The sequence below is a fragment of the Rufibacter radiotolerans genome (assembly GCF_001078055.1).
In the GTDB taxonomy this organism is placed as follows: Bacteria; Bacteroidota; Bacteroidia; order Cytophagales; family Hymenobacteraceae; genus Nibribacter; species Nibribacter radiotolerans.
On record NZ_CP010777.1, the window covers coordinates 3,519,218 to 3,545,844 of the forward strand.

Here is a 26,627-nt window from a genome sequence, read left to right on the forward strand (position 1 = left end):
GATGGCAGCCAAATCCTACCTTACCCAGATACAGGCCATTGAGGACAAAGTGCACCAACTGGTACAGCAATACCACGCGGGCCAGGAGCGGCTGCAGGCCGCCCACCAGGAAATTGCGCGCCTACAGCAAGTGATTCAGGAGAAAGACGCTGAGATAAAAAATTTTCAGAATCAAGATAATATTAGTAAAATTGTACAAACCATAGCAGTAGACACTACCAATTCAACGGAGTTGAAGCTAAAAATAAATGAGTACCTGCGCGAAATAGACAAGTGCATTGCTTATTTAAGGGAATAGTAGAACGGAAGTTGTCTGGATGCGATTGTTGTTTGTTCTCTCTTTTGCGTGCCTTTGCACGCTGACATACCAATTTAGAACCTAAGGCTTGACATGCGGCATTTTTACTTTTTAAACACCACGCAGGGCAACCTTCTAACAAACAAACGCGCCACGGCAGCATTTAACAGCATCTGGAGATGAGTGAGTTATCTATACGAATCAAGATAGCCGACCGCGAGTATCCGATGCGGGTAAACGAGGACGAGGAAGAAAGGCTGCGGCAGGCCGGAAAGTTTCTGAACGAGCGCCTGAGAATGTTCAGGGAGGAGTTCGGGATTCATGACAAGCAGGATCTGCTGGCCATGATTGCACTGGAAACCGCCGCCGACAAGATAAAGACGGAAGACGCCGCCGTTGAAACCCAACTTACGTTGGAGCAGAAACTCTCTTCTTTGAACCAACTGCTCTCTTCCCTGCAGCTCGGATAAACACATCCACTCCGCCACCCTTGGCGACGTGTCATTGCTATACTTAACCTTTTTTAAAGTTATAGCCATGACTATTTATATCATTTTAGCAGCGCTGGTGGGCGCGGGCATCGGCTTTTATGCCGGCCGCGTCATGCTTCTGAAGCTCTTCAAGGAGCAGGAGCACCAAGCCACCGAACGCGCCAAACTCATCATCCGCGAAGCGGAAGCCAAAGCCGAAAGCCAGAAGAAAGACAAGATGCTGGAAGCCAAGGAGCATTTCCTGAAGCTCAAAGCCGAGTACGAGGAAGAGGCCAACCGCAAGAAAAACATCATCATCCAGAATGAGAACAAGGTAAAGCAGCGCGAGCAGTTCATTACCAAGCAGCAGGAAGACCTCAAGAAAAAAGAGCAGGAAACCGACGTTCTCAAAGACAAACTCAACCAGCAGCTGGAAGGCTTCAATAAACGCAAAGAAGACCTGGAAGCCCAGTTCCGCGACAAGCAAGCCAAGGTTGAGAAAGACCACCACGAGATTCTGAGCCGCCTGGAGCGCATTGCCAACCTGTCTGCCGACGAAGCCCGCGAGCAATTGGTAGAAAACCTGAAGTCTGAAGCCTCTACCCGCGCCTCTTCTTACATCAAAGACATTGTGGCCGAGGCCAAGCTCACCGCTACCAAAGAAGCCAAAAAGGTAGTGATTGAGACCATTCAGCGCACCGCCGCCGAGCACGCCATTGAGAACTGCGTGTCTATCTTCAACATTGAGTCTGATGACATTAAGGGCAAGATCATTGGTCGTGAGGGCCGGAACATCCGGGCACTGGAAGCTGCTACCGGTGTAGAGATCATTGTAGACGACACGCCTGAGGCGATTATCATCTCTGGCTTTGACCCGGTACGCCGCGAGATTGCCCGCCTTTCGCTGCACCGCCTGGTAGCCGACGGACGCATTCACCCGGCTCGTATTGAGGAAGTGGTGGCCAAGACCAAGAAAAGCATTGACGACGAGATTGTGGAGATTGGCGAACGTACCGCCATTGACCTGGGCATACATGGCCTGCACCCCGAACTGATCAGAATGGTGGGCCGCATGCGCTTTAGATCATCCTACGGCCAGAACCTGCTGCAGCACTCCAGAGAAGTAGCGAACCTTTGCGCCACCATGGCCGCTGAATTAGGCCTAAACGTGAAACACGCCAAACGCGCCGGTCTGTTACACGATATTGGAAAAGTAACCACTGAGGAGCCGGAATTACCGCACGCTATTATTGGTATGCAGCTGGCCCAGCAGTACAAAGAGCACCCAGATGTGTGTAACGCCATTGGCGCTCACCATGATGAGATTGAGATGACGGCCATGATTTCGCCTATCATCCAGTCCTGTGATGCTATTTCCGGCTCGCGCCCTGGTGCCCGCCGCGAGATCATGGAGTCGTACATCAAGCGTCTGAAAGAACTGGAAGAAACCGCCCACTCCTTTGAAGGCGTGAACCAGTGCTACGCCATCCAGGCCGGCCGCGAGCTGCGCGTGATGGTAGACGCCGATAACGTGACCGACGAACGCGCCTCCCAGCTGTCTTTTGATATCTCGCAGAAGATTGAGAAAGAGATGCAGTACCCAGGCCAGATCAAGATCACGGTCATCCGGGAAATGCGCTCCGTTTCTTACGCCAAATAGTTATGAGTGATTAGCCTTCTGTTTTGAGGCTGATTTCCGAAAAACACCTTTAAAACGCCCGTTGCCGAAAAGCGACGGGCGTTTTTGTTTGTAGGGGCAATCCCTGCTCCTGTGGTGCACTGGTTATGTACCTAAAAGCGTTCCCAAGTGATTCCCCCTTTGAGGGGCGCAGGGGGGTGTTTACACCTGCAGATTTGGCGTTCCTTACTTTTGCTTGTAGGGACAGGGCTTGACCTGTCCGAAACGGCTCCAGCTGTAACCCAGCATTTGCCCTGGAACTGCCGCTTCTCCCTCACCCCACCCCTTTCCATTCATGGAAGGCAATTCTGAAGTCTGTGTTTTGGGTCTGCTTTGTGAAAAACAAGCTTAAAACAGATTTATCAGCGTAAGTTGTCATCCCCCTACCCCCTTCAAAGGGGGACGCAGAAGAAGGCAATGCGTGCGGACAGGTCAAGCCCTGCCCCTACAGCAAAAGTAAGGAACGCCATCATCCTCAGGTGTAAACACCCCTCTGCGCTCCCCTCAAGGGGAGAGTCTGCGCTTAGTTGAGGGCATTGCGTTTTGAGGCCATTTTCCCACAACCACACTCAAACCACCTTTCACAAAAAGAAAACCGCGATAGACGAATGCCTACCGCGGTTTCTTGGCCCACTGCTAGTTTCCTGGTAATGGGGTATATTATATATCAGTTGAGAGGATACTTATCTAATCACCTTGCTCACGCCCACCACTACGGCGGCAATACGCACGGCATCAAAGATTCGTTGCTCAGAGGCGCCTAATTTGCGCACAGATTCTTCATGGGAGGTCACGCAGCGCTCACAGCCGTTGATAGCCGAGATAGCCAGACTCACCAGTTCAAAGAATTCTTTGCCGGTTACCGGGTTCATCATGATGTTCATTTTCACTTTTGGCGCGGCAGATTCATAAAAATCTGTGTGCATGAAGTGTTTGAAGCGGTAGAGGATGTTGTTGGTGCTCAGCAGAGACGTTACGGCAACAGCCTCAGCTAGCTCGGCGTCAGTGGCGCCGTGGGCAGCAGCCAGCGTCCGGAATGACTCAGACAGCGTGTTATTTTCCTCGTTCACCGCCGCCGACAGGGCAATGAGGTAGGCTTCTTTGGAGGTCACGTTCTCAGACTGCAGCGCGGTTTTAAGGTTGATGCGCAGGTCTTTCAGATATTTGGAGTCGCCGGTAACCAATTGGTCCAGGCGCGCGAAGGATTGGTCAGAAAGACCTAGGTCTTTCAGGAAATCTTGTTGGGTTTCTTGTATGACAGAAAGCATGGCTTTATAGTTGGTAGTGATTCGTTATTAGTGATTAGGAGTACCGCTTGGATCATGGGTAGACAAACACGCCCGTAACCTAAGTAGAAAAAAGCCTGCGGGGCCGGAAAGTGACAGACACTAAAATCCGACCTTCCGCAGACTTCCTTTAAAAGAAATTAAACAGCTAAAGTGGCTTCGCCTTTTTTCCAGTTGCAAGGGCAAAGCTCATCGGTTTGGAGGGCGTCCAGCACGCGCAGCACTTCGGCTACGTTGCGGCCCACGCTCAGTCCATTCACGCTCACCCACTGGATGATGCCTTGTGGATCAACAATATAGGTCACGCGGTAGGCAACTTTTTCTTCGGCGTCTAAGATACCCAGCTCTTCGGCCAGGGATTTAGAGGTGTCGGCTAACATAGGGAAACGAAGGCCACGCAGGTCGTCGTGGTCGCGGCGCCAGGCGGCGTGCACAAACTCAGAGTCTGTAGAGGCGCCAATCAGTTGAGTGTCACGGTCCCGGAACTCGTCATAGTTCTTGTTGAACTCGGCAATCTCAGTAGGGCACACAAAGGTGAAATCCTTGGGCCACCAGAACATTACCAGCCATTGGTCGTTTTCGCGGTGCTCTTGCTCAGTGATGGTTCTAAACTCTTGGTCTCTCTCTAAAGAAACAACAGCTTTTTTGGAAAAGGCAGGGAATTCCGCCCCAACAGATAAAACTCGGTTTTGGTACATGGTATATAGATGGTTAAAAGAAAATAAAGGGTTTAGCGGAGCGGGGTTTAATCAGCCTGGAAAGCGTTCAGCATCCAGAGGTTTTTCTCCAGGGTGTTCAGGTCATCGCTGATGAGCCCCTGGGTTCCCTCGTCCTCCAATTCGCCGGCCAGGGCCAGCACCTCGCGCTCTAAATGGATGATTTGGCCAATGTTCTCCACGGTGGCTGCCACGGTCTCTTTGTCTGAGGTCAGGTTCTTTCTTTCCTGCACCGTTGAGGTGGCCAGGTAGTCTGAGAAGCTGTGCATGGGCGTGTGACGCAGGGTCAGGATACGCTCGGCCACCTCATCAATGGTCTCAAAAGCGGCCGTGTACAGTTCCTCAAACTTGGCGTGCAGCGCAAAGAAGTTGCCGCCTTTAATGTTCCAATGGAAGGCCCGCAGGTTCTGGTAATAGACATGGTAATTGGCCAGCAGCTCATTGAGCTTAACGGCTAAATCTTTGGTGTCTCTGCGGGCTAGCCCTAATTCGTTATGCGATTCCATAGTTGTGTAATTGGTTAGAAAATCATGATTCACTGCCTAACCTTACGACAAAGGTGACCCGAATGATTTTATCACTCAAATCGATAATGCCTATACCATTATCACTAAAAACTATTATCTTTAGTCAATCAGATAGGCGTCAAGGGATTAAGGCAAATCCAGTCCAGGTACAGGCACCAGATATAAATGCATAACCCCAGTTCTATAGGGGAAATATTAATTTGAAAGCTGAGGATTCCTTTGGAAAAGAGACCTTTCCCGAAGGAAACCCCGCGAGCAAAAGGCACCTGTCTGACTATCACGCTTCGCTAAAACCCCTGTTTAAAGTCGGTTTCCTAAAAACAGGCTCAAAACAGAAATCACACATCTTTACACCTTTACTCATGACGCTTACCCAACTGGAATACCTGCTAGCCGTTGACACTTACCGCCACTTCGCCACGGCCGCCGAAAAGTGTTTTGTGACGCAGCCTACCCTGAGCATGCAGATCCAGAAACTGGAGGAAGAACTTGGCGTGCAGGTATTTGACCGCAGCCGCGTGCCGGTGCGCCCCACTGAACTGGGCATTGAGATCATTCTGCAGGCGCGCGTGACGGTGGCTGAGTTCAAGAAGATTGAGGAACTGGTCAAGGTACAGCGCGACGGCATTGGCGGAGAACTCAGGATTGGCGTCATCCCTACCCTGGCCCCCTACCTAATCCCGCTGTTCATCACCGACTTTATTCAGAAATACCCGCAGGTGCACGTGGTCATTCAGGAACTGGTAACCAGCAGCATTGTAGAGAAACTAAGGCTGGAGCTATTGGATGTGGGCCTTTTGGTGACGCCACTCAATGACAAAACCATGGTGGAGGTGCCGCTTTTCTATGAGGCCTTCGTGGGCTACCTTCACCCCTCACACGCGCTGGCCAAACAGAAAACCATCACCGCCGAGGAAATTGACCCCGCCGATTTATGGCTGCTCAATGAGGGCCACTGCTTCCGGAGCCAGGTACTGCAGCTCTGCAACCGCGCCAAAAGCACGCGCAACGTGCACTTAGATTATGAAAGCGGCTCCCTGGAAACCCTTAAACGTATTGTAGAAACCCAGAGCGGTATGACTCTGCTACCCGAACTATCGGTGCAGGAACTGTCTGAGGAGAAGAAAGCCATGGTACGGCCCTTCGCGGAGCCGCAGCCCTTGCGGGAAGTGAGCCTGGTAGTGCACCGCAGTTTTTTGAAGAAACGCATGATTGAGGCGCTGCGCGATGAGATTGTGGGCCACCTGCCAGCCGGACTGCGTGAACGGAACCCTGTGCGGGTGGTAAAAATCAAGTAACCTGTTTCAGGCCCGTTTTTGAGAAAAAAGCCCTGAAACAGCAAATAGAAAGGTTAGACAATGGTCACTTTCACGCCCATACCCTTGAGAGTATCTATGGTGTGCTCAGAGATGCCTTTGTCGGTGATGATCTCGTCAATGTCCTCAAACCCGCAGATACGGCCAAAACCCCGGCGTCCAAACTTAGAGGAGTCTGCCAATACAATAGTTTTCTGGGAGATATTGATCATCTGGCGGTTCAGGCGGGCTTCCATCACGTTGGTGGTAGTGAGGCCAAACTCTATGTCAATGCCGTCTACGCCCAGAAACAACTTGCTGCAGGAAAAATCGGCGAGCACGCTTTCCGCGTAAGGACCGGTAACACTGGAAGAGCTTTTCCTAAGCAGGCCGCCTAGTTGCAGCACCTCCACCTCGGGGTGGCGCAACAGCTCCAGGGCCACGTTCAGCGCCGAGGTAATCACCATCAGGCTCTCCTGGGGCTGTATACTTTTGGCCAGCGCCATGACCGTGGTACCAGAGGCGATAAGTATGGAGTCGTTAGGCTGCACCAGCCTGGCCGCGGCCGTGCCAATGAGCTTTTTCTCACCGGTCTGCATGGTCTCCTTCTCATTCACCGGCCGGTCAATGGTGTAGGGGTTGTTCTGGGTGGCGCCGCCGTGGGTCCTAAACAAAAGGCCTTTGTCTTCCAGCAGTTTCAGGTCCTTTCTAATGGTCACCGATGAAACGCTCAGCTCCTCGCATAGATCCAATACCTGCACCTGCCCTTTCTGCTGAAGCTTGTTTAAGATATGCTGGTGCCGTTCCGTAATATTAATCATGATGCCAGGTTTTCAGATCGTAACAAAAGCAAACAAACAGTAGTGGTTTCGCTTTTACACAAAATTAAAATTTTTCAAACCGAAACAAAGCCTTTCGTTTCGCAATATTCATGGGGCAGCCATTTCCTGAAGTGGCACCCCGGGGCTATAATCTCTCAATGGTTCCTTTCTCAGGTCCAAAAGGTAGAAGCTGCAGGGATAGTATTTCAGAGAAACTAAACAGGTAAAATTTCGCCACCCCTACTATAACCACTAAAGCCAGTTTAGGTTTATTTCATCAAAAACGGCCTTAAAACAGCATTCAATAAAGCCTTCGTCTCTGTATATTACAATAGATTCACCCACCCTTCCCTGCTCGTTTGCTCCATTTCCTTGCCTCGGCCCTTCCCTTGTTTCCGTTATTTGCCACCTAAAATCACCTTGGGCTTTTGACGGCCAAAGAAGATTTTCTCTTGTTACTTCCCTTCCATTTTTGCCATTTTTACAAAATTACCTGCTGCCACACAGGTGTTTTATTTAATTTCGTTTGGTTATGTTATTTGAAGTACATAATTTTAAAATGAAATAAATAGAAACAGAATAAGGCTTAAAAGTAATTGGCGTGAAAGTAAAAGAACCTAATCATCTAACCTTTAAGAGAGATTCCTTTCTGGAGGAGGTAAAAAGAACGGCGGAGTGGGACATGATTGTCATTGGCGGAGGCGCCACTGGCCTGGGGGTAGCACTAGATGCGGCCGCACGCGGCTTTAAGACCTTATTACTAGAGCAGTCAGATTTTGCCAAGGGCACGTCCAGCCGCAGCACCAAACTGGTGCACGGCGGGGTACGCTACCTGGCACAAGGCGATATTAAATTAGTGTTGGAGGCCCTGCATGAGCGCGGCCTGTTACTCCAGAACGCTCCCCACCTGGTCAATATCCAGTCTTTTGTGATTCCTAACTACAGCTGGTGGAACGAGATCATGTACGGCGTGGGCCTTACGATCTATGATTTAATGGCCGGCCGTTACCGGTTCAACAAAACCACCGTCTTGTCTGGCAAGAAAGTAGCGCGGTTGCTGCCCAACATTCAGGAAAAAGGCCTTAAGGGTGGCGTACAGTACTTTGACGGTCAGTTTGACGATGCCCGCCTGGCTCTTAACCTAGCCCAGACCTGCGCCGAGCAGGGCGGCGTGCTCCTGAACTACATGCAGGTAATGAACCTGCTCAAAGACTCCAAGGGAAAGATAGCCGGCGTAAAGGCCCGCGATCTGGAATCTGGCCAGGAATACCAACTCAAAGCAAAATCTGTGGTCAACGCCACTGGAGTTTTCGTGAACGATATACTGCAAATGAACGCCCCGGCGCAACAGCCGTTGGTACGCCCCAGCCAGGGCGTGCACGTGGTCCTAGACAGCTCCTTCCTGGAAGGCGACAACGCCTTGATGATCCCCAAGACGCCAGACGGGCGCGTGCTGTTCGTGGTTCCGTGGCACAAGCACCTGCTGGTGGGCACCACTGATACCCCTTTAGACAAAAGCAGCCTGGAACCCCTTGCCCTGGAGCAGGAAATAGATTTCATTCTGGAAACCGCCAGTAAATACCTGGTCAAAAAGCCCACCAGAAAAGACGTGTTAAGTGTGTTCGCCGGCTTACGGCCTCTGGCGGCCCCCACCAAGAACACCAACAGCACCAAAGAGATCTCGCGCAGCCACAAACTGCTGGCCGCGCCGTCGGGTCTCATCACCATTACCGGCGGCAAGTGGACTACCTACCGCAAAATGGCCGAGGACACGGTAGACAAAGCCATTGAACTGGGACAGGTACCGGCCAAGCCCTGCGTGACGGCCAGCCTTAAAATACACGGCTACGCCACCCCACAAAAGAAGACCGAGCACTTTGCCATTTACGGCACCGATAAAGAATACATCAAAGAGCTGGCGGCCCAGTTCCCAGAGTTGATCCAGCAGTTGCATGAGCGCTTCCCTAACATTGCCGCCGAGGTGGTGTGGGCGGTTCGGAATGAAATGGCCCGCACCGTGGAAGACGTGCTGGCCCGCAGAATGCGCATTCTGTTTCTGGATGCCCGCGCCGCCATGGACATGGCCCCCCAAGTGGCCCAACTTATGGCCACTGAGCTTGGGTATGATGATGCCTGGCAGCAAAAGCAGATCCAGGACTTCAATGCCCTGGCAAGCCATTACCTACTGGAGCCTTACACGCCTCACGCAGCCTTTGCTTCCTCCAACGCGCACATCAGCCACAACCACTAAGAATTATGGCACAGCATATACTTTCTCTTGACCAAGGCACAACCAGCTCCCGAGCCATTGTCTTCAATAAACAAGGAAACATTGTTTCCCTGGCGCAGAAAGAGTTTACCCAGTTCTACCCGCAGCCGGGTTGGGTAGAGCATAATGCCAGTGAGATCTGGTCTACGCAGCTAGGCGTGGCTGCCGAGGCTATCTCCAAGGCAGGGCTGCACGCCAAGGATATTGCGGCCATAGGCATTACCAACCAACGCGAGACCACCGTTCTCTGGGACCGCCGCACAGGCGCCGCCATCTGCAATGCCATTGTGTGGCAGGACCGCCGCACCGCCGGGTACTGTGACAGCCTCAAGCAACAGGGCCTGGAGGAAATGATCCAGCAGAAAACCGGTCTGGTGATAGATGCCTATTTCTCAGCCACCAAAGCACGTTGGATGCTGGAGAACGTGCCGGGCGCCAGAGAGCTGGCCAATGCCGGGCACCTGGCGTTCGGGACGGTAGATTCCTGGCTTATCTGGAACTTGACCGGCGGTCAGACCCACGTAACGGATGTCTCCAATGCTTCCCGCACGCTGCTGTTTAACATCCATACCCTGGCTTGGGACCAGGAACTGCTGGACCTGTTTGACATTCCAGCCAGTGTATTGCCTACCGTCACTTCGTCCAGTGAAGTGGTGGGCCACACGTCCGGCTCCCTGTTTGCCACCCAGATTCCAATTGCCGGTATTGCCGGCGATCAGCAGGCTGCCCTATTCGGGCAGATGTGCACCAAGCCCGGCATGGTGAAAAATACCTACGGCACCGGCTGCTTCATGCTCATGAACATTGGTGAGAAACCCATTGTCTCCAACCACAAGCTGGTGACCACCGTGGCCTGGAAAATAAAAGACCAGGTGCATTATGCGCTGGAAGGCAGTATTTTCATTGCCGGCGCCGTGGTGCAGTGGCTTAGAGACGGGCTGGGCGTAATCTCCCACTCGTCTGAGGTTGAGGCACTGGCTGCCAGCGTGACCAGCACCGACGGCGTGTACCTGGTTCCGGCCTTCGCCGGTCTGGGCGCCCCCCACTGGGACCAGCATTCCCGGGGCACCATGGTAGGCATGACCCGCGGTACCACCTCGGCGCACCTGGCCCGCGCCGCTCTGGAGAGCATCGCCTACCAGACCATGGAGGTGCTTAAAGCCATGGAGGCAGATTCTGGTATTGAGATCAAGGAACTGCGGGTAGACGGCGGTGCCACGGAGAACAGCCTGCTCATGCAGTTCCAGGCCGATATCCTGAACGCCCGGGTAGTGAAACCGGCCATCACCGAAGTCACCGCCATTGGGGCCGCTTACCTGGCAGGCCTGGCCACTGGCTTCTGGGACAGCGTGGAAGACATTCAGGAGCAATGGATCATCAAAAACAGCTTTGAGGCGAACCCGGCCCAGGAGACCCAGACGGGGATCAACGGTTGGTTACGGGCAGTACGCGCTGCCAAAGCCTGGTCTCAGGATGATCAGTCACAACCTTCTACTTTTTAACCAAGAAACGCTATGTCAGCATTTACCGCCGAGATCATCGGCACGATGTTTCTGATTTTATTGGGCGGCGGCGTAGTAGCCAACGTGGTCTTAAAAGGCACCAAAGGCAATAACAGCGGCTGGATGGTGATTACCACCGGTTGGGCCCTGTCTGTATTCGCTGGGGTGGTGATTGCCGGACCTTACAGCGGTGCCCACCTGAACCCGGCCGTGAGCATTGGCCTGGCCATTGTAGGCAAGTTTCCTTGGGAGCAGGTAGGTCCTTATGTGTTGGCGCAGCTTATTGGCGCCGTGGCCGGGGCACTTTTGGTATATCTTTTATACAAGCCGCATTTTGACTCCACTGAAGACCCGTTGGCGCAGTTGGCAGTGTTCAGTACCGGTCCGGCTATCCGGCACCCATTCTCTAACCTGTTCAGTGAGATAGTGGGCACCTTCGTCCTGATCTTTGTGATCCTGTACATCACCAACCCCGAGATGGGCGACCAGAAAACACCCATTGGCATGGGTTCTTTGGGGGCCTTGCCGGTCACGTTTCTGGTATGGGCCATAGGGCTGTCTTTAGGCGGCACCACCGGCTATGCCATTAACCCGGCCCGTGACCTGGGGCCCCGTATTGTGCATGCCCTGGTTCCCATGAAAAACAAGTGCCACAGTGACTGGCGGTACGCCTGGATTCCTATTCTTGGACCCGTGCTGGGCGCAAGTCTGGCCGCCGGGGTTTTTCTGGTTCTACAGTAGCAGCAGGATTGGAATTCCAGGAGGTATTGTAACCAGGTCTCCACTAAAAAAAGGAAGTAGCACTTTCTTGAGACAGGTAGCTAAACAGGAAAATATTGACTTGTCTGCCACCTGAACCCAAAAGGGCTTTTCTGATGACAAGTCAATATTAATCTTTTGTTAAGTTAAGAAGGGGCAGCCATTTTAAGGGAAATCTGCCTTATTTTTGAAAGAATATAGACTTAGTAACCAATTGCAAACATGATCCTCTTTTAGGTTTAAAATGCCACTTAAAAGAGATTGCACAAACAACCGTTTCTCACCCTCTCACCACAACGAATGAGTATTTTTTCCCCAGCCCGTCATATTGACAAACTTCCGCTGCAGCGCATAGATCCGGAATATAAGCGACTGCGGCTTCAGGTTTTCTTAGGAATCTTTGTTGGCTACGCCGGGTACTACCTAGTGCGCAAGAACTTCTCCCTGGTCATGCCCGACCTCATTGAGCAGGGATATTCCAAGGGTGATCTGGGTTTTGCCTTATCAGGGGTTTCCATTGCCTATGGGTTGAGCAAGTTCCTGATGGGCAACGTCTCTGACCGGAGCAATGCCCGCACCTTCCTGACCTTTGGCCTGGTGCTTTCGGCGCTGACCATGATTTTCATGGGGGTGGTTCCTTTTGCCACCAGCTCTATTGCCATCATGTTCATCTTGCTATTTGTGAATGGCTGGTTTCAGGGTATGGGCTGGCCGCCTTCGGGCCGCGTGATGGTGCACTGGTTTTCCACCAAGGAAAGAGGCACCAAAATGTCTATCTGGAATGTGGCCCATAATGTGGGCGGCGGCCTGGTAGGCCCTATCGCCATTGCGGCCGTGGCCATCTTTGGCACCTGGGAAAGCAAGTTCTATTTCCCGGGCATAGTGGCCCTGGTGTTTGCCCTTTTCGCTTACCTCACTATCAGAGACACCCCTCAGTCTTGTGGCCTGCCTACCATAGAAGCCTATAAGAATGATTACCCCGTGAACTACTCAGATGCCCTTGAAAAGGAAATGACCGCCAAGGAGATTTTCCTGGACTATGTGCTCAACAACCGGGTGCTCTGGTACATTGCCTTCGCCAACGCCTTTGTGTACCTGGTGCGCTACGGCATTCTGGACTGGGCCCCTACTTACCTGGAAGAAGCCAAAGGTTTCTCGGTGAAGGAGACGGGTTGGGCCTATTTCGCCTATGAGTACGCCGGTATCCCGGGCACCCTGCTGTGCGGTTGGATCAGTGACAAGGTATTCAAAGGCCGTCGCGCCCCCGCCACCATCATTTATATGGTGTTGGTATTGGTGGCGGTGCTGGTCTACTGGAAAAACCCACCGGGCAACATCATGATTGACAACATTGCCCTGGTGGCTATCGGGTTCCTGATTTATGGCCCCGTGATGCTGATTGGCGTGCAGGCCCTGGACCTGGTCCCTAAGAAAGCAGCAGGCACCGCTGCTGGGTTAACCGGCTTGTTCGGGTACCTGGGTGGCGCCCTCTTCGCCAATATCGCTATGGGCTTTATTGTAGACAAGTGGGGCTGGGACGGTGGCTTTATCATGCTGGTGGCTGCCTGCCTGCTGTCTATCGCCTTCACGGCGCTTACCTGGCAACGGGAGAAAATCCACCTCAATCTTCAATAATCTCTCAACTTGAGTTAAAACCGCAAACAACAAAAACTGCATATGACTACATTCTTACAACCACCCCCGCCGCGCAGGTTGAGCTTGGGTAAAGGCCTTTTACTTGGCTCCTGCCTTTTATTAATGGGCCCGGGCGTGCAGGCAGCCCCTGCCAGCTATGGCGCCTTTTTGCAGCAGACCGGCCAGCAGGCAAAAGTGCCGGTGAAAGGAAAAGTGATTGATCCTACAGACGGCACCGGCATGCCCGGGGTAACCATTTTTGTAAACGACCAGGCCGTTGGCATGACCAACGTTGATGGAACCTTTGACCTAAGCGTGGCATCTGGTGCTACCCTCTCCTTTACCTTTATTGGGTACCAACAGCAGCGCGTGGTGATTTCCAAACCAGAGCCGAACCTTACCGTTAGCCTGCTCACCGATGCCAAGCAACTGGGCGAGGTAGTGGTAACGGCCTTGGGTATTGAGCGGGAGGAAAAAGCGCTGGGCTACTCAGTGACCACGGTGACCGGAAACCAGATCTCTGAATCTATGCCTAACAACTGGACCGATGCCTTATCTGGAAAAGTAGCGGGTCTTAACCTGGTGAAATCTGGCGGCGGACCGGCTGGTTCTACCAAAGTGGTTTTGCGCGGTGAAACCTCCCTGGGCGGCGACAACGCGGCCCTGATTGTGGTAGACGGCGTGGTGATGAGCGGAAGCAGCGGCAAGCAGACGGGTAATGGCAACAGCTCTTACATGTCTGCTGACTCCCCCGTGGACTTTGGTACCAGCTTAGCAGATATCAACCCCGAGGACATTGAAAGCGTGTCTGTGCTGAAAGGCCCTGGGGCTGCAGCCCTTTACGGTGCCAGAGGTGCGAACGGTGCTATTGTGATCACCACCAAGCAAGGTTCTTCTGTGCAGAAAGGCATGGGCATTACCTTTAACTCTAACACCACCTTGGCAACTATCAACCGTTGGCCAGATTACCAGAACGAGTACGGCCAGGGCGCTGCCGGTCAGGACCTGTATTACTCGTATGGCAATACCGAAGACGGTTCCAGCACGCTGAGCACCAGCTCTGCCTGGGGCCCTAAGTTCAACGGACAGTCGTACTTCCAGTATGATCCTACCAATTACCGGGTAGCACCTACCCAGCGAACCCCATGGAAAGCGTACCCCAACAACCGCAAAGACTTCTTTGAAACCGCCAAGACGTTCACTAACAGCCTTACCCTGTCCGGCGGAACCACCAACACCTCGGCGCGTCTTTCTTTCACCAACTCACAGAACACCTGGATTGTGCCCAACACCGGGTATGACCGTAACACCGTGGCCCTGCAGTTGAACCACAAGGTGAACGACAAGCTCTCTATCGCCACCAAGGTGAACTACACCAGCCGCATTAGTGATAACCTGCCTACCACCGGGTACAACAACCAAACCATCATGTACTTCATCAGGGGGCTTACCCCTAACATGGACATCAACTGGTTTAAAGACTACTGGTTGCCGGGCAAAGAGGGAATTGAGCAGCTCAAGCCATTCAGTAACCTGTTAGACAACCCGTATCTGCAGGCCTATGAGATGCTCAACAAGTCCAGAAGAAACACCTTTGTGGGCAACATCTCGGCAACCTATAACTTCACCAAGGAACTGAGCCTAATGGTGCGCAGCTCCACAGACTTCATGACCGAAGCCCGTTCCCAGCAGCGCCCTAAGAACTCCAACAAGTTCACCGAAGGCATGTACCGCGAGCAGGACATCTTCACCCAGGAGCAGAACAGTGACTTCTTGCTGCGTTACGAGAACAACAGAAACTCAGACTTTGAGTACAGCATGTCTTTTGGCGGAAGCACCATGAAGAACACCTACATTCTGGATGAATACAGAGCAGACAAGTTGTTGTACCCTGGTATCTATAGCCTGGCCAACAGCATGATCAACGTGGAGCCCCGCCCAAGAAGAGCGCGCTACGGCGTGAACAGCTTCTACGGTTTAGCTACCATTGGCTACAAAGACTTCCTGTTCCTGGACGTGACCGCCCGTAATGACTGGACTAGTACCCTGGTAACCCCACAAAGCGTTTCCGGCGTTAAGTCAGACAACCCGTCATTCTTCTATCCTTCTGTGAACCTAAGTGCGCTGGTTTCTGAGGCCATAGAGTTACCAAGCCAGATCTCTTTATTGAAACTGAGAGGCTCCTGGGCCAAAGTGGGTAGCGGTGGAACAGATCCTTACCTGACTAGCTATGCCTATTCGCCGGTGATCAATTTCGCTTCTGGACTTACCAATCCTTCTGTGATTGCCAACCCAAATCTGAAGCCCTTGACCACCACCAGCCTTGAGTTTGGCCTGGACCTGCGTTTGTTCAAGAGCCGTCTTGGTCTGGACCTGTCAATCTATAAGAACAATACCTATGACCAAATCGTGACCCCTCCTATTGACCCAGCCAGCGGTTATGCTTCTATGGTTATCAATGCCGGCGAGGTAGAGAACAGAGGAATTGAAGTTCAGTTGAACGGTGCCCCTTTCAAGTCTAAAAAAGGGTTCAGCTGGAATGTCTTCGGGACGTTTGCGGCCAACAAGAACACCGTGGTAAGCCTGCCAGACAGCTTGAAGAGCATGGTATTGTCTACCGTTTTCGGTAGCCGTGGTACCGTGGAAGCCCGCGTGGGTGACCGTCTGGGAGACATGTACGGCCTGGGCTACAAGCGCTCACCTGAAGGACAGATCATCTATGACAAAGGATACCCGGTTCTGGGCGATGAACTGATCTACCTGGGTAACTACACCCCCAAATGGAGAGGAAGCATTGGCAATGAGTTCAGGTACAACAAGTTCAGGCTGAATGTTCTCTTTGACGGTCAGTTTGGCGGCGTTGGGTACTCACTTACCCATGCGGTATTAATGGAGGAAGGCAAGCTGAAGAAAAGCTTACCGGGCCGCTACAACGGCATTATTGGCGAGGGTGTGATCGCGAACGGCGACGGCTCTTACCGCCCTAATGACGTGGTGGCCACCAACATCCGGGATTACTACTTCACCCACTTTAACCGTGACAACCTGGAGTCTAACGTGTTCAGCACAGACTACATCAAGCTGCGCGAGGTACGCTTTGACTATGACATCCCTACCAGCTACCTGAGTAAACTGAAGATCCTGAAAGCAAGCGTGGGCGTGTATGGCCGTGACCTGCTGGTCTTCTCTGAGTGGCCGGCCTTTGACCCTGAGTTTGGCACCCTGGGAGACGGAGACATCTCCTCTGGCTCAGAGATTGCCCAGTTCCCTTCAACCAGAACATTTGGGTTAAACCTGACTGTAGGCTTTTAATTAAGAAATCATCATGAAGAAGATAAGAATAATGGCCCTGGCCTCCCTTATGGCCGTAGCGTTGGGCAGCCCGTCCTGTACCAAGGACTTTGAAGAAATGAACACAGACCCTAACCGGAGTATAGCGGCCACTCCGGAGGCCCTGCTGGCTCCTGCATTGCATAGGTTGGTGGCCAATAACCTGGACCGCGCCCTGCGGGTGAGCAATGAGTTAATGCAGGTGCACGTGACTACCATTAACTCCCGTGAGTTCCACCGCTACAACATCAGGCCCAGTGAGTCTGACTTTATGTGGCGCAACTGGTACCTGCAGCTGACTAACATCAGAGACATGTACAAGAGCGCCTCTGCTACCCAGCAGCCCGGCTACAAAACCTACATGGGCATCTCCCTTATCCTGGATGCCTGGGTAAGCTCCCTTATCACAGACATGTTTGGAGACGTGCCCTACTCTGAGTCCAACAAAGGCAAAGAAGGCATCATTCAGCCTAAGTTTGACAAGCAGCAGGACATCTACCGTGACCTTTTCCTGAAACTGGAAGAAGCCAATACCCTGCTTACTGAGAACACCAACCTGCCTTCCACCGCCACTTCCCTGGACCCTCTCTACGGAGGTTCTGCCTTAGCCTGGCGCAAGTTCGGGAACTCGCTTTACCTGCGGTTGCTTCTGCGCGTTTCCGGAAAACCGGAGACGAACGCCGCAGCCAAGATCAAGGAGATTGCCGAGACAAACAAAGCCAAATACCCGATCATGGAGACCAATGAAGAGTCTGCGGTGCTGCGCTTTACGCCTACCCCGCCGCTTACCTCTGAGTTCTTCAACTACCGCGAGTTTGACTTCAACGGGGACAAAGGCTACACCGAGTTCTTCATCAATAACCTGAACGCTTGGTCAGACCCGCGCCGTGACAAATGGGCCACCCTTTCAGGCGGTAACTTCATTGGCATGGTGAGTGGCTATGAGCCCGGGCAGGTGCCAGACCGTCAGTCGTACCCTAAAAAAGAGTTGATGAATGAGCCCCTGCTGGGCAATATCCTCAACTACCCAGAGGTACAGTTCATCCTGGCTGAGGCTGCCCTGAAAGGCTACATCAGCGGTTCGCCTAAAACCTATTATGACAAGGGCGTGGAAAGTGCTATCACCTTCTGGGGATTGGTAGTACCTACAGACCATCTGACCAAGGAAGAAGTGAAATGGAATGAAACGGAGACGTTTGACCAGAAAATGGAAACCATTCATCTGCAGAAATACTACACACTGTTCTTCACAGATTTCCAGAGCTGGTATGAGTTCCGGCGTACCGGCCACCCGGTGCTGCCTAAGGGCCCGGGGCTGTTGAACAACGGCGAGATGCCGTCACGTTTCAGGTACCCTATTAGCGTACAGGCCCTGAACACGGCAAATTATGATGCCGCCGTGGCCTCCATGGGAGGGCCAGATGACATCAATACAAAAGTTTGGTGGGACCAATAGATTATAGGTTATGAAAGTTAAAAACATGAAAAATATAGCAGGCTCGCTGGCATTACTGTTCGGTGGCCTGGCCTTTTCCTCCTGCCTCAAGGAAGATGTCAACCCCGCGGTGGGTACGCCCAATTCTGTGGCCAGCATCTACGTGGTGAAAGACCTGTACAGAGACGCAGATGTGGCGTTGGGGCCTAACGTGCTTTCCGGCGCCTACCTAACCACCGGTACCATTATCTCAGACCCTGCCTCAGGCAACTTGCCGGCCGGTTCTGTGGTGATCCAGAGCAACTGGCGCAGCCTGGTAAGGGGCCTGATCCTGAAAATGGATCCGGCCACGGCGGCCACCCTTACCCTGGGTGACTCTGTGGTGGTGGACCTGAACGGAGCCACCCTTACCAAAAGCGGTGGTTCTATGCAGGTGACCGGCTTAACCGGCGCCAAAGTGAGCAAGGTAGCCAGCAACCGGAAGGTAACTGCCCGTGCGGTCTCCCTGTCGGCGCTTAACAGCAAGTTCTCTGAGTTTGAAAGCACGCTGGTAAGCGTGACGGCAGATGTGAAACCTCTGCCCGTGAGCGGGGAAACAATTGCCGGTTCCAAAACCCTGGATGACGGCTCTGAAAGCACCTTTACCTTGTTCACGGAAACTAACGCCGCCTTTGCCTCTACCCGCGTAGCGCCTAACGCCACGTTTGTGGGCATTCCGTACGCGCTAGGCGATGCCAAGCAACTGCGCCTGCGCAACAACGCAGACATTCTTTCACCAAGCGGGCCGCTGTACCCTGGCTACCCAGAGGACTTTGAGTTCCCGCTGGAGTCTGTAAAGAACACCTACGCCTCTAGAGCCATTGACCTGCGTACCGGTAACTGGACCCTGAACAATGCCATCTTGGGCAATACCGTGAACCGTGACAGAATTGTCTCTGGCAAGCAGGCCATCCGGTTCCAGCAGAACCTGACTACCTCGGCCACACTGCAGATGAACTATGACCTGCCTAACGGAGCCACCAAGGTGACGGTCTGGTACGGCGCCTACTACACAGATGCGTCTTCTACCTTCGCGCTGGAATACTCCACAGACAAAGGCGTTACCTGGAAAGAGATTGGCCGCAAGTCTGATGCGCACTCCACGGCCACCAGCCTGATTGCCAAACAAGCCGTGTTTATGATGAACATTCAAGGGCCGGTTCGTTTCAGGATCAACAAATTAGGTCTTGGACCAACAAGCGTGCCTACGGTATACAACGGCCGCCTGGGCGTTGATGACTTCGCCGTTTACCAAAACTACTAATCCCCCGGTTAGTAAACCCTGTACCCTTACTTTCGTTTTGGGCCTGTTTTTCTGAAAACAGGCCCAAAACGGATTTTACCAATCTCCCCTGTATGCATCCCGTTTACCGCTTCTGGCATAAGCACCGTCTGCCCGAAGGCACCCCAGAACCAGCCGTCCCTATTGCCTAAATAAAGGACCATGCCTCCTCTCCCAGGAGAAAAAGAAAAACAGGTTACCCAAGAAGACCAAACAGTGAAACCCATGCCTAGAAGTACGTATTTGTTTTTCCTGCTTTTGTCATTTCTGATAGCTTGCCAGGGCCAGGAAGACCCTGTAACCCCCACTGCCCCATCGGTAGAAAAAGCATTGTCAGCTCCCCTCCCAGACCTGATCTTCACCAACCTTTCACAGATTTCGGCCTCCAAAGAATCTCCCGTGATCATGGAGCGACTGAGAGACCTCATTGATGCCTCCCCCGCCAAGGCAGACATTCACCTGAACATCTTTCTGTTCAGTCACCAAACCATCATAGACGCCCTGCAACGGGCCAGCGACCGGGGCGTTAAACTGCACCTTATGCTTGATCTGAGCCGTGATGAGTCATTGGTGGAAAACCCCATGACCATCAGTAAGCTCAAGCGTTTTCTCAAACCCACTTCAGAGATAGTCACTATTACCAGTGACGCCAGTTCCAGTAGCATCAACCACAACAAGTTCGCGCTCTTCTCTAATATCACCACCGCCACCGGTCCCAAAGAAAAAGTGGTTTTCCAGACCTCGCATAACTTCACGGTGGCAGACTCCAAGAAAATTCAGGACGCGGTGATGCTGGCCAACGCCGGCCTGTACGGCGCTTACCTCACCTTCTGGCAAGACATGAAGGACAAGGCCGTCAGCGGCATGAAAGACTTCTATTACCGCGAGTACCATGACCCGGCAGTGGGCATCTCGGCTCTTTTCTTCCCTAAGCGCAGAAACGGCACCTCTTACGGCGCAGACACCATTCTTGAAATACTGGACGGCCTCTCTGAACCCGCCACTGCTCGCATACAGATTGGCATGTCTGACTGGACGGCTTCCCGCACGGCCATCATCACAAAGCTGGAGCAACTTAGGGAGCAGGGGGCCACCATTGAGGTGATTGCCAAAGACAAGGTAGACCCCGAGGTATTGGATGGCCTGGCCCGGCTCAAGGCCAAAGGCGCCTATGTGAAGGTGTATGATATGAGCCAGATCAACAACCACGCTAAGTTTATGCTTATCAGAGGCAAGTGGAAAGGCGAGAACGTGAACCTGATGGTAACCGGCTCCCATAACTTCACGGGCAATGCCCTGCGCAACAACAATGAGACCCTGCTGCTCTTAAAGAACCACACGGCCCTGTTTGACACCTACACCGCCTTTTACCAGGAGATGAAGAAGTTGCCTGGCCAATAACGCATACCAACCCTGTATCCTACTCCGCCAACAAACCTACCAGACTAACAAAACCTTCTCCCATGAACCGCAGGAAATTACTAAAGTCGCTGGGCCTGAGCATTGGGGCCGCCGTCATCAGCACCGAGGCGCTGGCCAAGCTGGGTGACAACACGTATTCTTATACCCTTCCGGCTAACCCGCTGCACCAGCCCATGGCCAAACCGGTCACGGCCATTACCATTGGGGCGGGCAACCGGGGCAACGTGTACGGCAACTACGCGGCTAAATTCCCAGACCACCTGGACATCATCGGGGTGGCTGAACCCATTCCCCTGCGCAACGACCGCTACGCCAAAAAGCACAACATAGCCCCGGAGAACCGGTTCAACACCTGGGAAGACGTGTTCAAGCGCCCCAAGTTCGCTGATGCCGTCATTATCTCCACCCCAGACAACCTGCACTACGCGCCCTGCATGAAAGCCCTGTCCATGGGCTATGACATTTTGCTGGAGAAACCCATCTCGCCCACCGAGAAAGAGTGCCGTGACATTTTAAAGCTGGCCAAAAAGAACAACCGCATTGTGGCCGTGTGCCACGTGCTGCGCTACGCCCCCTACTTTGTGAAGATGCGCGAACTCATTGCCCAGGGCGCCATTGGTGAGGTGGTGAGCGTGCAGCATTTTGAGCCAATTGAGCACCTGCACATGGCGCATAGTTACGTGCGCGGCAACTGGCACAACTCCAAAGAGACCACGCCCATTATCCTGGCCAAGTCCTGCCATGACCTGGACATTATCAAGTGGGTGATCAACAAACCCAGCAAGAGCATCTTCGCCATGGGCGATCTGAAATGGTTCAGGAAAGAGAACGCGCCCCAGGGCAGCACCGCCCGCTGCACCGATGGCTGCAAGGTAGAGCGTGAGTGCCCGTACTCGGCTATCAAGCATTACTATGAGAACCGCCAGCGCCTGTCTGTGCTGGACCTGCCCGAGGACAAAAGCCAGCACGGCCCGGTGATCATGGAGAAGCTCAAGACCACCAACTATGGCCGTTGCGTGTACCGCATGGAGAACGACCAACCCGACCATTACGTGACCGCCATCCAGTTTGCAGACAGCGTGACGGCCAGTTTCTCCATGGAGGCCTTTACTTCTTACCATGGCCGCCGCACCCGCATCATGGGCTCTATGGGCGACATGGTAGGTGACATGACAGAACTGGTGGTAAAGGATTTCAGGACGGGCAAAGAACTGAAACTGGTGCCCAAGGCCGAAGACGTGGAAGGCTACAAGAACAGCGGCCACGGTGGCGGCGACTGGCTGCTGGCCCATGACTTTGTGCAGGCCGTATCCCAACAGAACCCCAAGCTGCTCACCTCCACCATTGACGAGTCTATTGAGTCTCACCTGATGGGCTTTATGGCCGAGGAAAGCCGCAAGAAAAATAAGATGATGGACATTCACGTGAATGCCTGATACAACTGATATCTGCTTAATCACCTCTTTCTGTTTTAGGCCTGATTTTTGAAAAACAGGCCCAAAACAGAAAGAGACGCCACCCCTAACAAACTATTCAGGTGACCGGGTCACCGTTTTGCTTACCCATGAAAAGAAGAGTCTTCCTCCAGAATTTAGTATTAGCCACCGGCGCCCTGTTTGTTTCCAGCCCGGGCGTGTTTGCCCATGAGAAAGCGTCGCGCCAGAAGCTGAAAGGCACCGTTACCGCCAAAGGAGCCAAACTGAAAGACGTGGTGGTCTCAGATGGTTTCTCAGTGGTGACCACCGACCGCAAAGGCCGCTTTGAGTTACCCATGAACCCCAAGGCGCGGTTTGTGTTTTTGTCTGTGCCGGCGGGGTACGCCTTCCCGCAGGAAAACAGCCTGGCCCGCCATTACCTGCCCATTCAGGAGAACGCCAACTACAATTTTGACCTCACGCCGCTGAACCAGGACGACACCCGCCACAAGTTCATTGTATGGGCAGACCCGCAGGTGAAAAACGCCAATGACGTGAAACTGATGATGCAGGAATCGGTGCCGGACGTACAGAAGCTGGTGCAGGCCATGGGGCCAGATACCCTGGTGCACGGCATGAGCGTAGGCGACCTGGTATGGGACGAACTCGCGCTTTTCCAGGATTACAACAAGGCGGTGGCGGCCATGGGCATCCCGTTCTTCCAGGCCCTGGGCAACCATGACATGGACTACCGCCTGGGCGGCGATGAAACCTCAGACGCCACCTTCCAGAAAGTATACGGCCCCACCTATTACTCTTTCAACCGCGGCAAGGTGCATTACATTGTGCTGGATGACGTACGTTATCTGGGCACCGAGCGCGACTATGACGGCCACGTGTCTGAGCAGCAGCTGGCCTGGCTTAAGCAGGACCTTGCCTTCGTGCCCAAAGACCACCTGGTGATCCTTAACCTGCATATCCCCGTTTTCCTGGGGGTAAAAAACAAGAAGGATTTATTGAAGACGCTGAAAGGCTACCAGGTGCACATCATGTCGGGGCACACGCATTACAACCAGAACATTGTGCAGGACGGCGTATTTGAGCACGTGCACGGCACGGTCTGCGGCGCCTGGTGGACGGGCCCTATCTGCACCGATGGTACCCCGGGCGGCTATGGCGTGTATGAGGTAGACGGCAACCAATTGAAATGGCACTACAAGTCTACGGGCTTGCCTTCCAGCCACCAGGTTAGCCTGCACGTGGAAACGCTTACCAACCAGAAGCGCCTCATGGCCAACGTCTGGAACTATGATCCCGCCTGGAAAGTGGAGTGGTTCGCAGACGGCGTGCGCCAGGGCGAACTGAAACAAACCACCGGTTTTGACCCGGTCACCATCACTATGTTTGAGGGACCTAAACGGCCTGCCAAGCGCGGTTTTGCCGAGCCTGCTAAAACAGACCACTTGTTCATGGCGCATTTCAGCCCAACGGTGAAAACGGTGCGGGTGGTGGCCACCGACCGTTTTGGTACCACATTTGAGAACCAGATAGAAATCGCCTAGCTTTAACGGCCGTGCCTTCGTTTCACCTTTTACTTACCCCTATGCGTACTTGCTTTTACCTTGCAATAGCCTCTTTCGCCCTTATGACCGCCTGTAAAACCAGTGCCCCTGCCGCCCAGGAAAAACCGCCGCTGCCTGCCTTTGACCTGGAAGGCCACCGCGGCGCCCGGGGCCTTATGCCGGAAAACACCATCCCGGCCATGCGCAAAGCCATAGACCTGGGCATGACCACCCTGGAGATGGACGCCCATATCACGCGGGATAACCAGGTGGTCATTGCCCATGATGATTTCTTCAACCCGTTGTTCGCGCTCACGCCAGACGGCAAGGAGATACCCAAGGAAGACGCCAAGAAATACGCGCTCTACCAGATGGACTACGCCCAGATCAAAACCTTTGACGTAGGCTCCCGCCACTACGGCAACTTCCCGAAGCAGCAGAAAATGAAGGCGCACGTGCCCCTGCTGGTGGACCTGATCGACTCGGTGCAGGCCTACCTCAAAGCCAACAACAAGCCGCAGGTGTTCTACAATATTGAGACCAAGTCAAAGCTGGCCGGTGACAACAAGCTGCACCCAGACCCCGAGAACTTTGTCAAGCTGTTGATGCAGGTGGTGGAGAAGAAGAAAATTACGCCCTGGGTGATTGTTCAGTCGTTTGACCCGCGCACCTTGCAGTTCATGCACCAGAAGCACCCGCACGTAAGGACCTCTCTGCTGGTAGAAAACAAGAAGTCATTGGAGGAGAATCTGAAAACGCTGGGCTATACTCCTACCATCTACAGCCCCAACTACAAGCTGGTGACGGCAGAGCTGGTAAAGAAATGCCATGACCTGGGTATGAAAGTGATTCCTTGGACGGTGAACACCACCGAGGAAATCAATCAAATGAAAGCACTGGGCGTGGATGGCATCATTTCTGATTACCCTAACCTGCTGGCCACTCAGCAACAATAAATTCAACGTATTCCCCTAATTTCCCTTTTATGACTACCAATCAAGTTTTACGCCCACTTTTCATATTCTTTTTCCTGCTTACAGGCACTGTGACCTTCGCACAGACCGAAACCCTGGAAAAAACCGCCAAGTATGACAGTACCTACCGTCCGGCCGCCTATGATTTAAAAGTAGAGCAGTTCAAGGCTTTCCCAAACTCTACTAAGGACATCATCTTCCTGGGCAACAGCCTCACCGCCAACACAGACTGGACCGAGCTCCTGCAGTTGCCCTCCGCCAGAAACCGCGGCATCTCCGGGGACATCACCTATGGCGTGCTGGAGCGCCTGGACGAGGTGATTGAAGGCAAGCCCGCCAAAGTCTTCATCCTCATCGGCATCAATGACATTTCACGCAACGTGCCAGATGCCTTGATCCTGAAGAACTACCAGAAGATGGTGAGCCGCATAAAGGCCGGATCGCCTAAGACCAGGATTTATCTGCAGACCCTGCTGCCCGTGAACAACACTTTTGACAAGTTCAAGAACCACTACAACAAAGACCAGCACATTGCCTTTGTAAACAAGGGTTTGAAGGAACTGGCCACCAAAGAGAAGGTCACCCTCATTGACCTGCACCCCCATTTCTTAGACACTGACAAGCGCCTGAAGAAGGAACTTACCCATGACGGCCTCCACCTGACCATGGCGGGCTACAACAAGTGGGCGGAGGTTTTGACCAAAGGCGGGTATTTGAAATAGCCTCTTAATGATTTTAAACAGGAATTCCGTTTGGGGCTGTTTTTGGTAAAACAGCCCCAAACGGAATTCTTTCATTTAGGAGTCTTGGCGATAGCTTACTTCACGCAACAAAAAAAGGCTGCCCTTTTCAGGGCAGCCTTTTCTATATCTGGTAAGTGATTGCTTATGCGTTGGTCAACTCACCTTTCAGGGCTTTCACCATGGTGTCACCAATTTCAGCGGGAGAGTCTACCACAAAGATACCGTTCTCACGCATGATCTTCATTTTAGCGGCCGCGGTATCATCGGCACCGCCGATGATGGCACCTGCGTGACCCATTCTACGCCCGGCGGGAGCAGTTTGGCCAGCAATGAAACCAACTACTGGTTTTTTGTTGCCGGTAGACCGGATGTACTCAGAAGCCACTGCCTCATAGTTACCGCCAATCTCACCAATCATCACAATGGCGTCAGTCTCAGGGTCTTCCATTAACAACTGTACCGCGTCTTTGGTCGGGGTCCCGATGATTGGGTCACCACCAATCCCGATGGCGGTAGAGATTCCTAAACCGGCTTTCACGATCTGGTCGGCGGCCTCATAGGTCAAGGTACCAGACTTAGAAACGATTCCGATTCTGCCTGGCTTGAACACGAAGCCTGGCATAATGCCTACTTTGGCTTCGCCTGGGGTGATCACACCCGGGCAGTTTGGCCCGATCAAGGTCACGTTCTTGCTTTTCAGGTAGTTTTTGGCAGCTACCATGTCTTTCACCGGAATACCTTCGGTGATACACACAATCACGGCAATACCGGCATCGGCGGCTTCCATGATGGCGTCTGCAGCGAAGGCCGGTGGCACGAAAATGATAGATACATTGGCACCGGTCTGCTTTACGGCATCGGCCACGGTGTTAAAAACCGGACGGTCTAAATGGGTAGTGCCCCCTTTGCCCGGCGTTACGCCACCTACCACGTTGGTACCGTACTCAATCATCTGCTGTGCGTGGAAAGAACCTTCTGAGCCGGTGAAGCCCTGCACAATCACCTTGGAATCTTTATTTACTAAAACACTCATGTGTAGTGGATTATGTGAGATGTACGCTCTAATTTGGAAACTGTACGCAAAAATAGGCTTTTTTGCTGCGCATCCAAACTAAGAAGAGGCAATAAAGCAGGCAGGCCGGGCATCTTCTGGATTGGGGCTGTTTCGG

The 26,627-nt window shown here is 53.0% G+C and carries 21 protein-coding genes; 16 read left to right on the top strand and 5 right to left on the bottom strand.

Features of this window, described 5'->3' with window-relative positions:
- The first annotated feature begins 1 nt into the window (after window position 1).
- The 3 genes from TH63_RS14355 (at window position 2) to rny (ending at window position 2,428) form a co-directional block, all read left to right on the top strand.
- Window positions 2-298 carry a hypothetical protein gene (locus tag TH63_RS14355; RefSeq protein WP_048921546.1) on the top strand — a complete coding sequence of 99 codons (297 nt, stop codon included), beginning with the start codon at window positions 2-4 and terminating at the stop codon, window positions 296-298.
- Window positions 299-477: 179 nt separating this feature from the next.
- Window positions 478-768, top strand: coding sequence for a cell division protein ZapA (locus TH63_RS14360; RefSeq protein ID WP_048921547.1), 291 nt, complete (start codon window positions 478-480; stop codon window positions 766-768).
- 67 nt (window positions 769-835) lie between these two features.
- On the top strand, window positions 836-2,428 hold the full coding sequence (rny, locus tag TH63_RS14365; protein ID WP_048921548.1) for a ribonuclease Y: 1,593 nt from the start codon (window positions 836-838) through the stop codon (window positions 2,426-2,428).
- A gap of 701 nt (window positions 2,429-3,129) precedes the next feature.
- Here the strand turns inward: rny and TH63_RS14370 are convergent.
- The 3 genes from TH63_RS14370 to TH63_RS14380 all read right to left on the bottom strand — a co-directional run bounded on the left by TH63_RS14370 (window position 3,130) and on the right by TH63_RS14380 (window position 4,954).
- Window positions 3,130-3,714, bottom strand: coding sequence for a carboxymuconolactone decarboxylase family protein (locus TH63_RS14370; protein WP_048921549.1), 585 nt, complete (start codon window positions 3,712-3,714; stop codon window positions 3,130-3,132).
- A gap of 158 nt (window positions 3,715-3,872) precedes the next feature.
- Window positions 3,873-4,430: a peroxiredoxin gene (locus TH63_RS14375; RefSeq protein ID WP_048921550.1), complete on the bottom strand. Its 558-nt coding sequence runs from the start codon at window positions 4,428-4,430 to the stop codon at window positions 3,873-3,875.
- A gap of 47 nt (window positions 4,431-4,477) precedes the next feature.
- A complete protein-coding gene (locus TH63_RS14380) occupies window positions 4,478-4,954 on the bottom strand; it encodes a Dps family protein (protein WP_048921551.1) in 477 nt (158 codons plus the stop codon).
- Between the two features lie 383 nt (window positions 4,955-5,337).
- On the opposite strand from TH63_RS14380, the gene TH63_RS14385 reads away from it, so the two are divergent.
- Window positions 5,338-6,273 (top strand): hydrogen peroxide-inducible genes activator, encoded by a 936-nt coding sequence (locus TH63_RS14385; RefSeq protein WP_048921552.1) that lies wholly within the window; start codon window positions 5,338-5,340, stop codon window positions 6,271-6,273.
- A 53-nt stretch (window positions 6,274-6,326) separates the two neighbouring features.
- Here TH63_RS14385 and agaR read toward each other — a convergent pair whose 3' ends face one another.
- Window positions 6,327-7,091, bottom strand: coding sequence for a transcriptional repressor AgaR (gene agaR, locus TH63_RS14390; RefSeq protein WP_048921553.1), 765 nt, complete (start codon window positions 7,089-7,091; stop codon window positions 6,327-6,329).
- A gap of 601 nt (window positions 7,092-7,692) precedes the next feature.
- Between agaR and TH63_RS14395 the strand changes: the two genes are divergently transcribed.
- The 12 genes from TH63_RS14395 (at window position 7,693) to TH63_RS14450 (ending at window position 25,437) form a co-directional block, all read left to right on the top strand.
- Window positions 7,693-9,342, top strand: coding sequence for a glycerol-3-phosphate dehydrogenase/oxidase (locus tag TH63_RS14395; RefSeq protein ID WP_316931926.1), 1,650 nt, complete (start codon window positions 7,693-7,695; stop codon window positions 9,340-9,342).
- A gap of 5 nt (window positions 9,343-9,347) precedes the next feature.
- Complete coding sequence (glpK, locus tag TH63_RS14400; protein ID WP_048921555.1) at window positions 9,348-10,862, top strand: glycerol kinase GlpK; 1,515 nt, start codon at window positions 9,348-9,350, stop codon at window positions 10,860-10,862.
- Between the two features lie 12 nt (window positions 10,863-10,874).
- Entirely contained in the window at window positions 10,875-11,603 is a 729-nt protein-coding gene (locus TH63_RS14405; protein WP_048921556.1) for an MIP/aquaporin family protein, read from the top strand.
- A 318-nt stretch (window positions 11,604-11,921) separates the two neighbouring features.
- Window positions 11,922-13,256 carry a glycerol-3-phosphate transporter gene (gene glpT, locus TH63_RS14410; protein WP_048921557.1) on the top strand — a complete coding sequence of 445 codons (1,335 nt, stop codon included), beginning with the start codon at window positions 11,922-11,924 and terminating at the stop codon, window positions 13,254-13,256.
- A gap of 42 nt (window positions 13,257-13,298) precedes the next feature.
- Entirely contained in the window at window positions 13,299-16,568 is a 3,270-nt protein-coding gene (locus TH63_RS14415; RefSeq protein WP_053093820.1) for a SusC/RagA family TonB-linked outer membrane protein, read from the top strand.
- 13 nt (window positions 16,569-16,581) lie between these two features.
- Entirely contained in the window at window positions 16,582-18,042 is a 1,461-nt protein-coding gene (locus TH63_RS14420) for a SusD/RagB family nutrient-binding outer membrane lipoprotein (protein WP_048921559.1), read from the top strand.
- 25 nt (window positions 18,043-18,067) lie between these two features.
- Complete coding sequence (locus tag TH63_RS14425; RefSeq protein ID WP_156180630.1) at window positions 18,068-19,324, top strand: DUF5689 domain-containing protein; 1,257 nt, start codon at window positions 18,068-18,070, stop codon at window positions 19,322-19,324.
- Between the two features lie 243 nt (window positions 19,325-19,567).
- Window positions 19,568-20,743, top strand: a complete 1,176-nt coding sequence (locus TH63_RS14430) for a phospholipase D-like domain-containing protein (protein ID WP_197088565.1) — start codon at window positions 19,568-19,570, stop codon at window positions 20,741-20,743.
- Window positions 20,744-20,805: 62 nt separating this feature from the next.
- Window positions 20,806-22,200, top strand: a complete 1,395-nt coding sequence (locus TH63_RS14435; protein WP_082161702.1) for a Gfo/Idh/MocA family protein — start codon at window positions 20,806-20,808, stop codon at window positions 22,198-22,200.
- A 128-nt stretch (window positions 22,201-22,328) separates the two neighbouring features.
- Complete coding sequence (locus tag TH63_RS14440) at window positions 22,329-23,741, top strand: calcineurin-like phosphoesterase C-terminal domain-containing protein (protein WP_048921562.1); 1,413 nt, start codon at window positions 22,329-22,331, stop codon at window positions 23,739-23,741.
- A 41-nt stretch (window positions 23,742-23,782) separates the two neighbouring features.
- On the top strand, window positions 23,783-24,697 hold the full coding sequence (locus TH63_RS14445; protein WP_231583481.1) for a glycerophosphodiester phosphodiesterase: 915 nt from the start codon (window positions 23,783-23,785) through the stop codon (window positions 24,695-24,697).
- A gap of 29 nt (window positions 24,698-24,726) precedes the next feature.
- On the top strand, window positions 24,727-25,437 hold the full coding sequence (locus TH63_RS14450; RefSeq protein WP_053093821.1) for a GDSL-type esterase/lipase family protein: 711 nt from the start codon (window positions 24,727-24,729) through the stop codon (window positions 25,435-25,437).
- Between the two features lie 163 nt (window positions 25,438-25,600).
- Here the strand turns inward: TH63_RS14450 and sucD are convergent, their stop codons facing one another.
- On the bottom strand, window positions 25,601-26,491 hold the full coding sequence (gene sucD / locus TH63_RS14455; protein ID WP_048921564.1) for a succinate--CoA ligase subunit alpha: 891 nt from the start codon (window positions 26,489-26,491) through the stop codon (window positions 25,601-25,603).
- Window positions 26,492-26,627 lie beyond the last annotated feature (136 nt).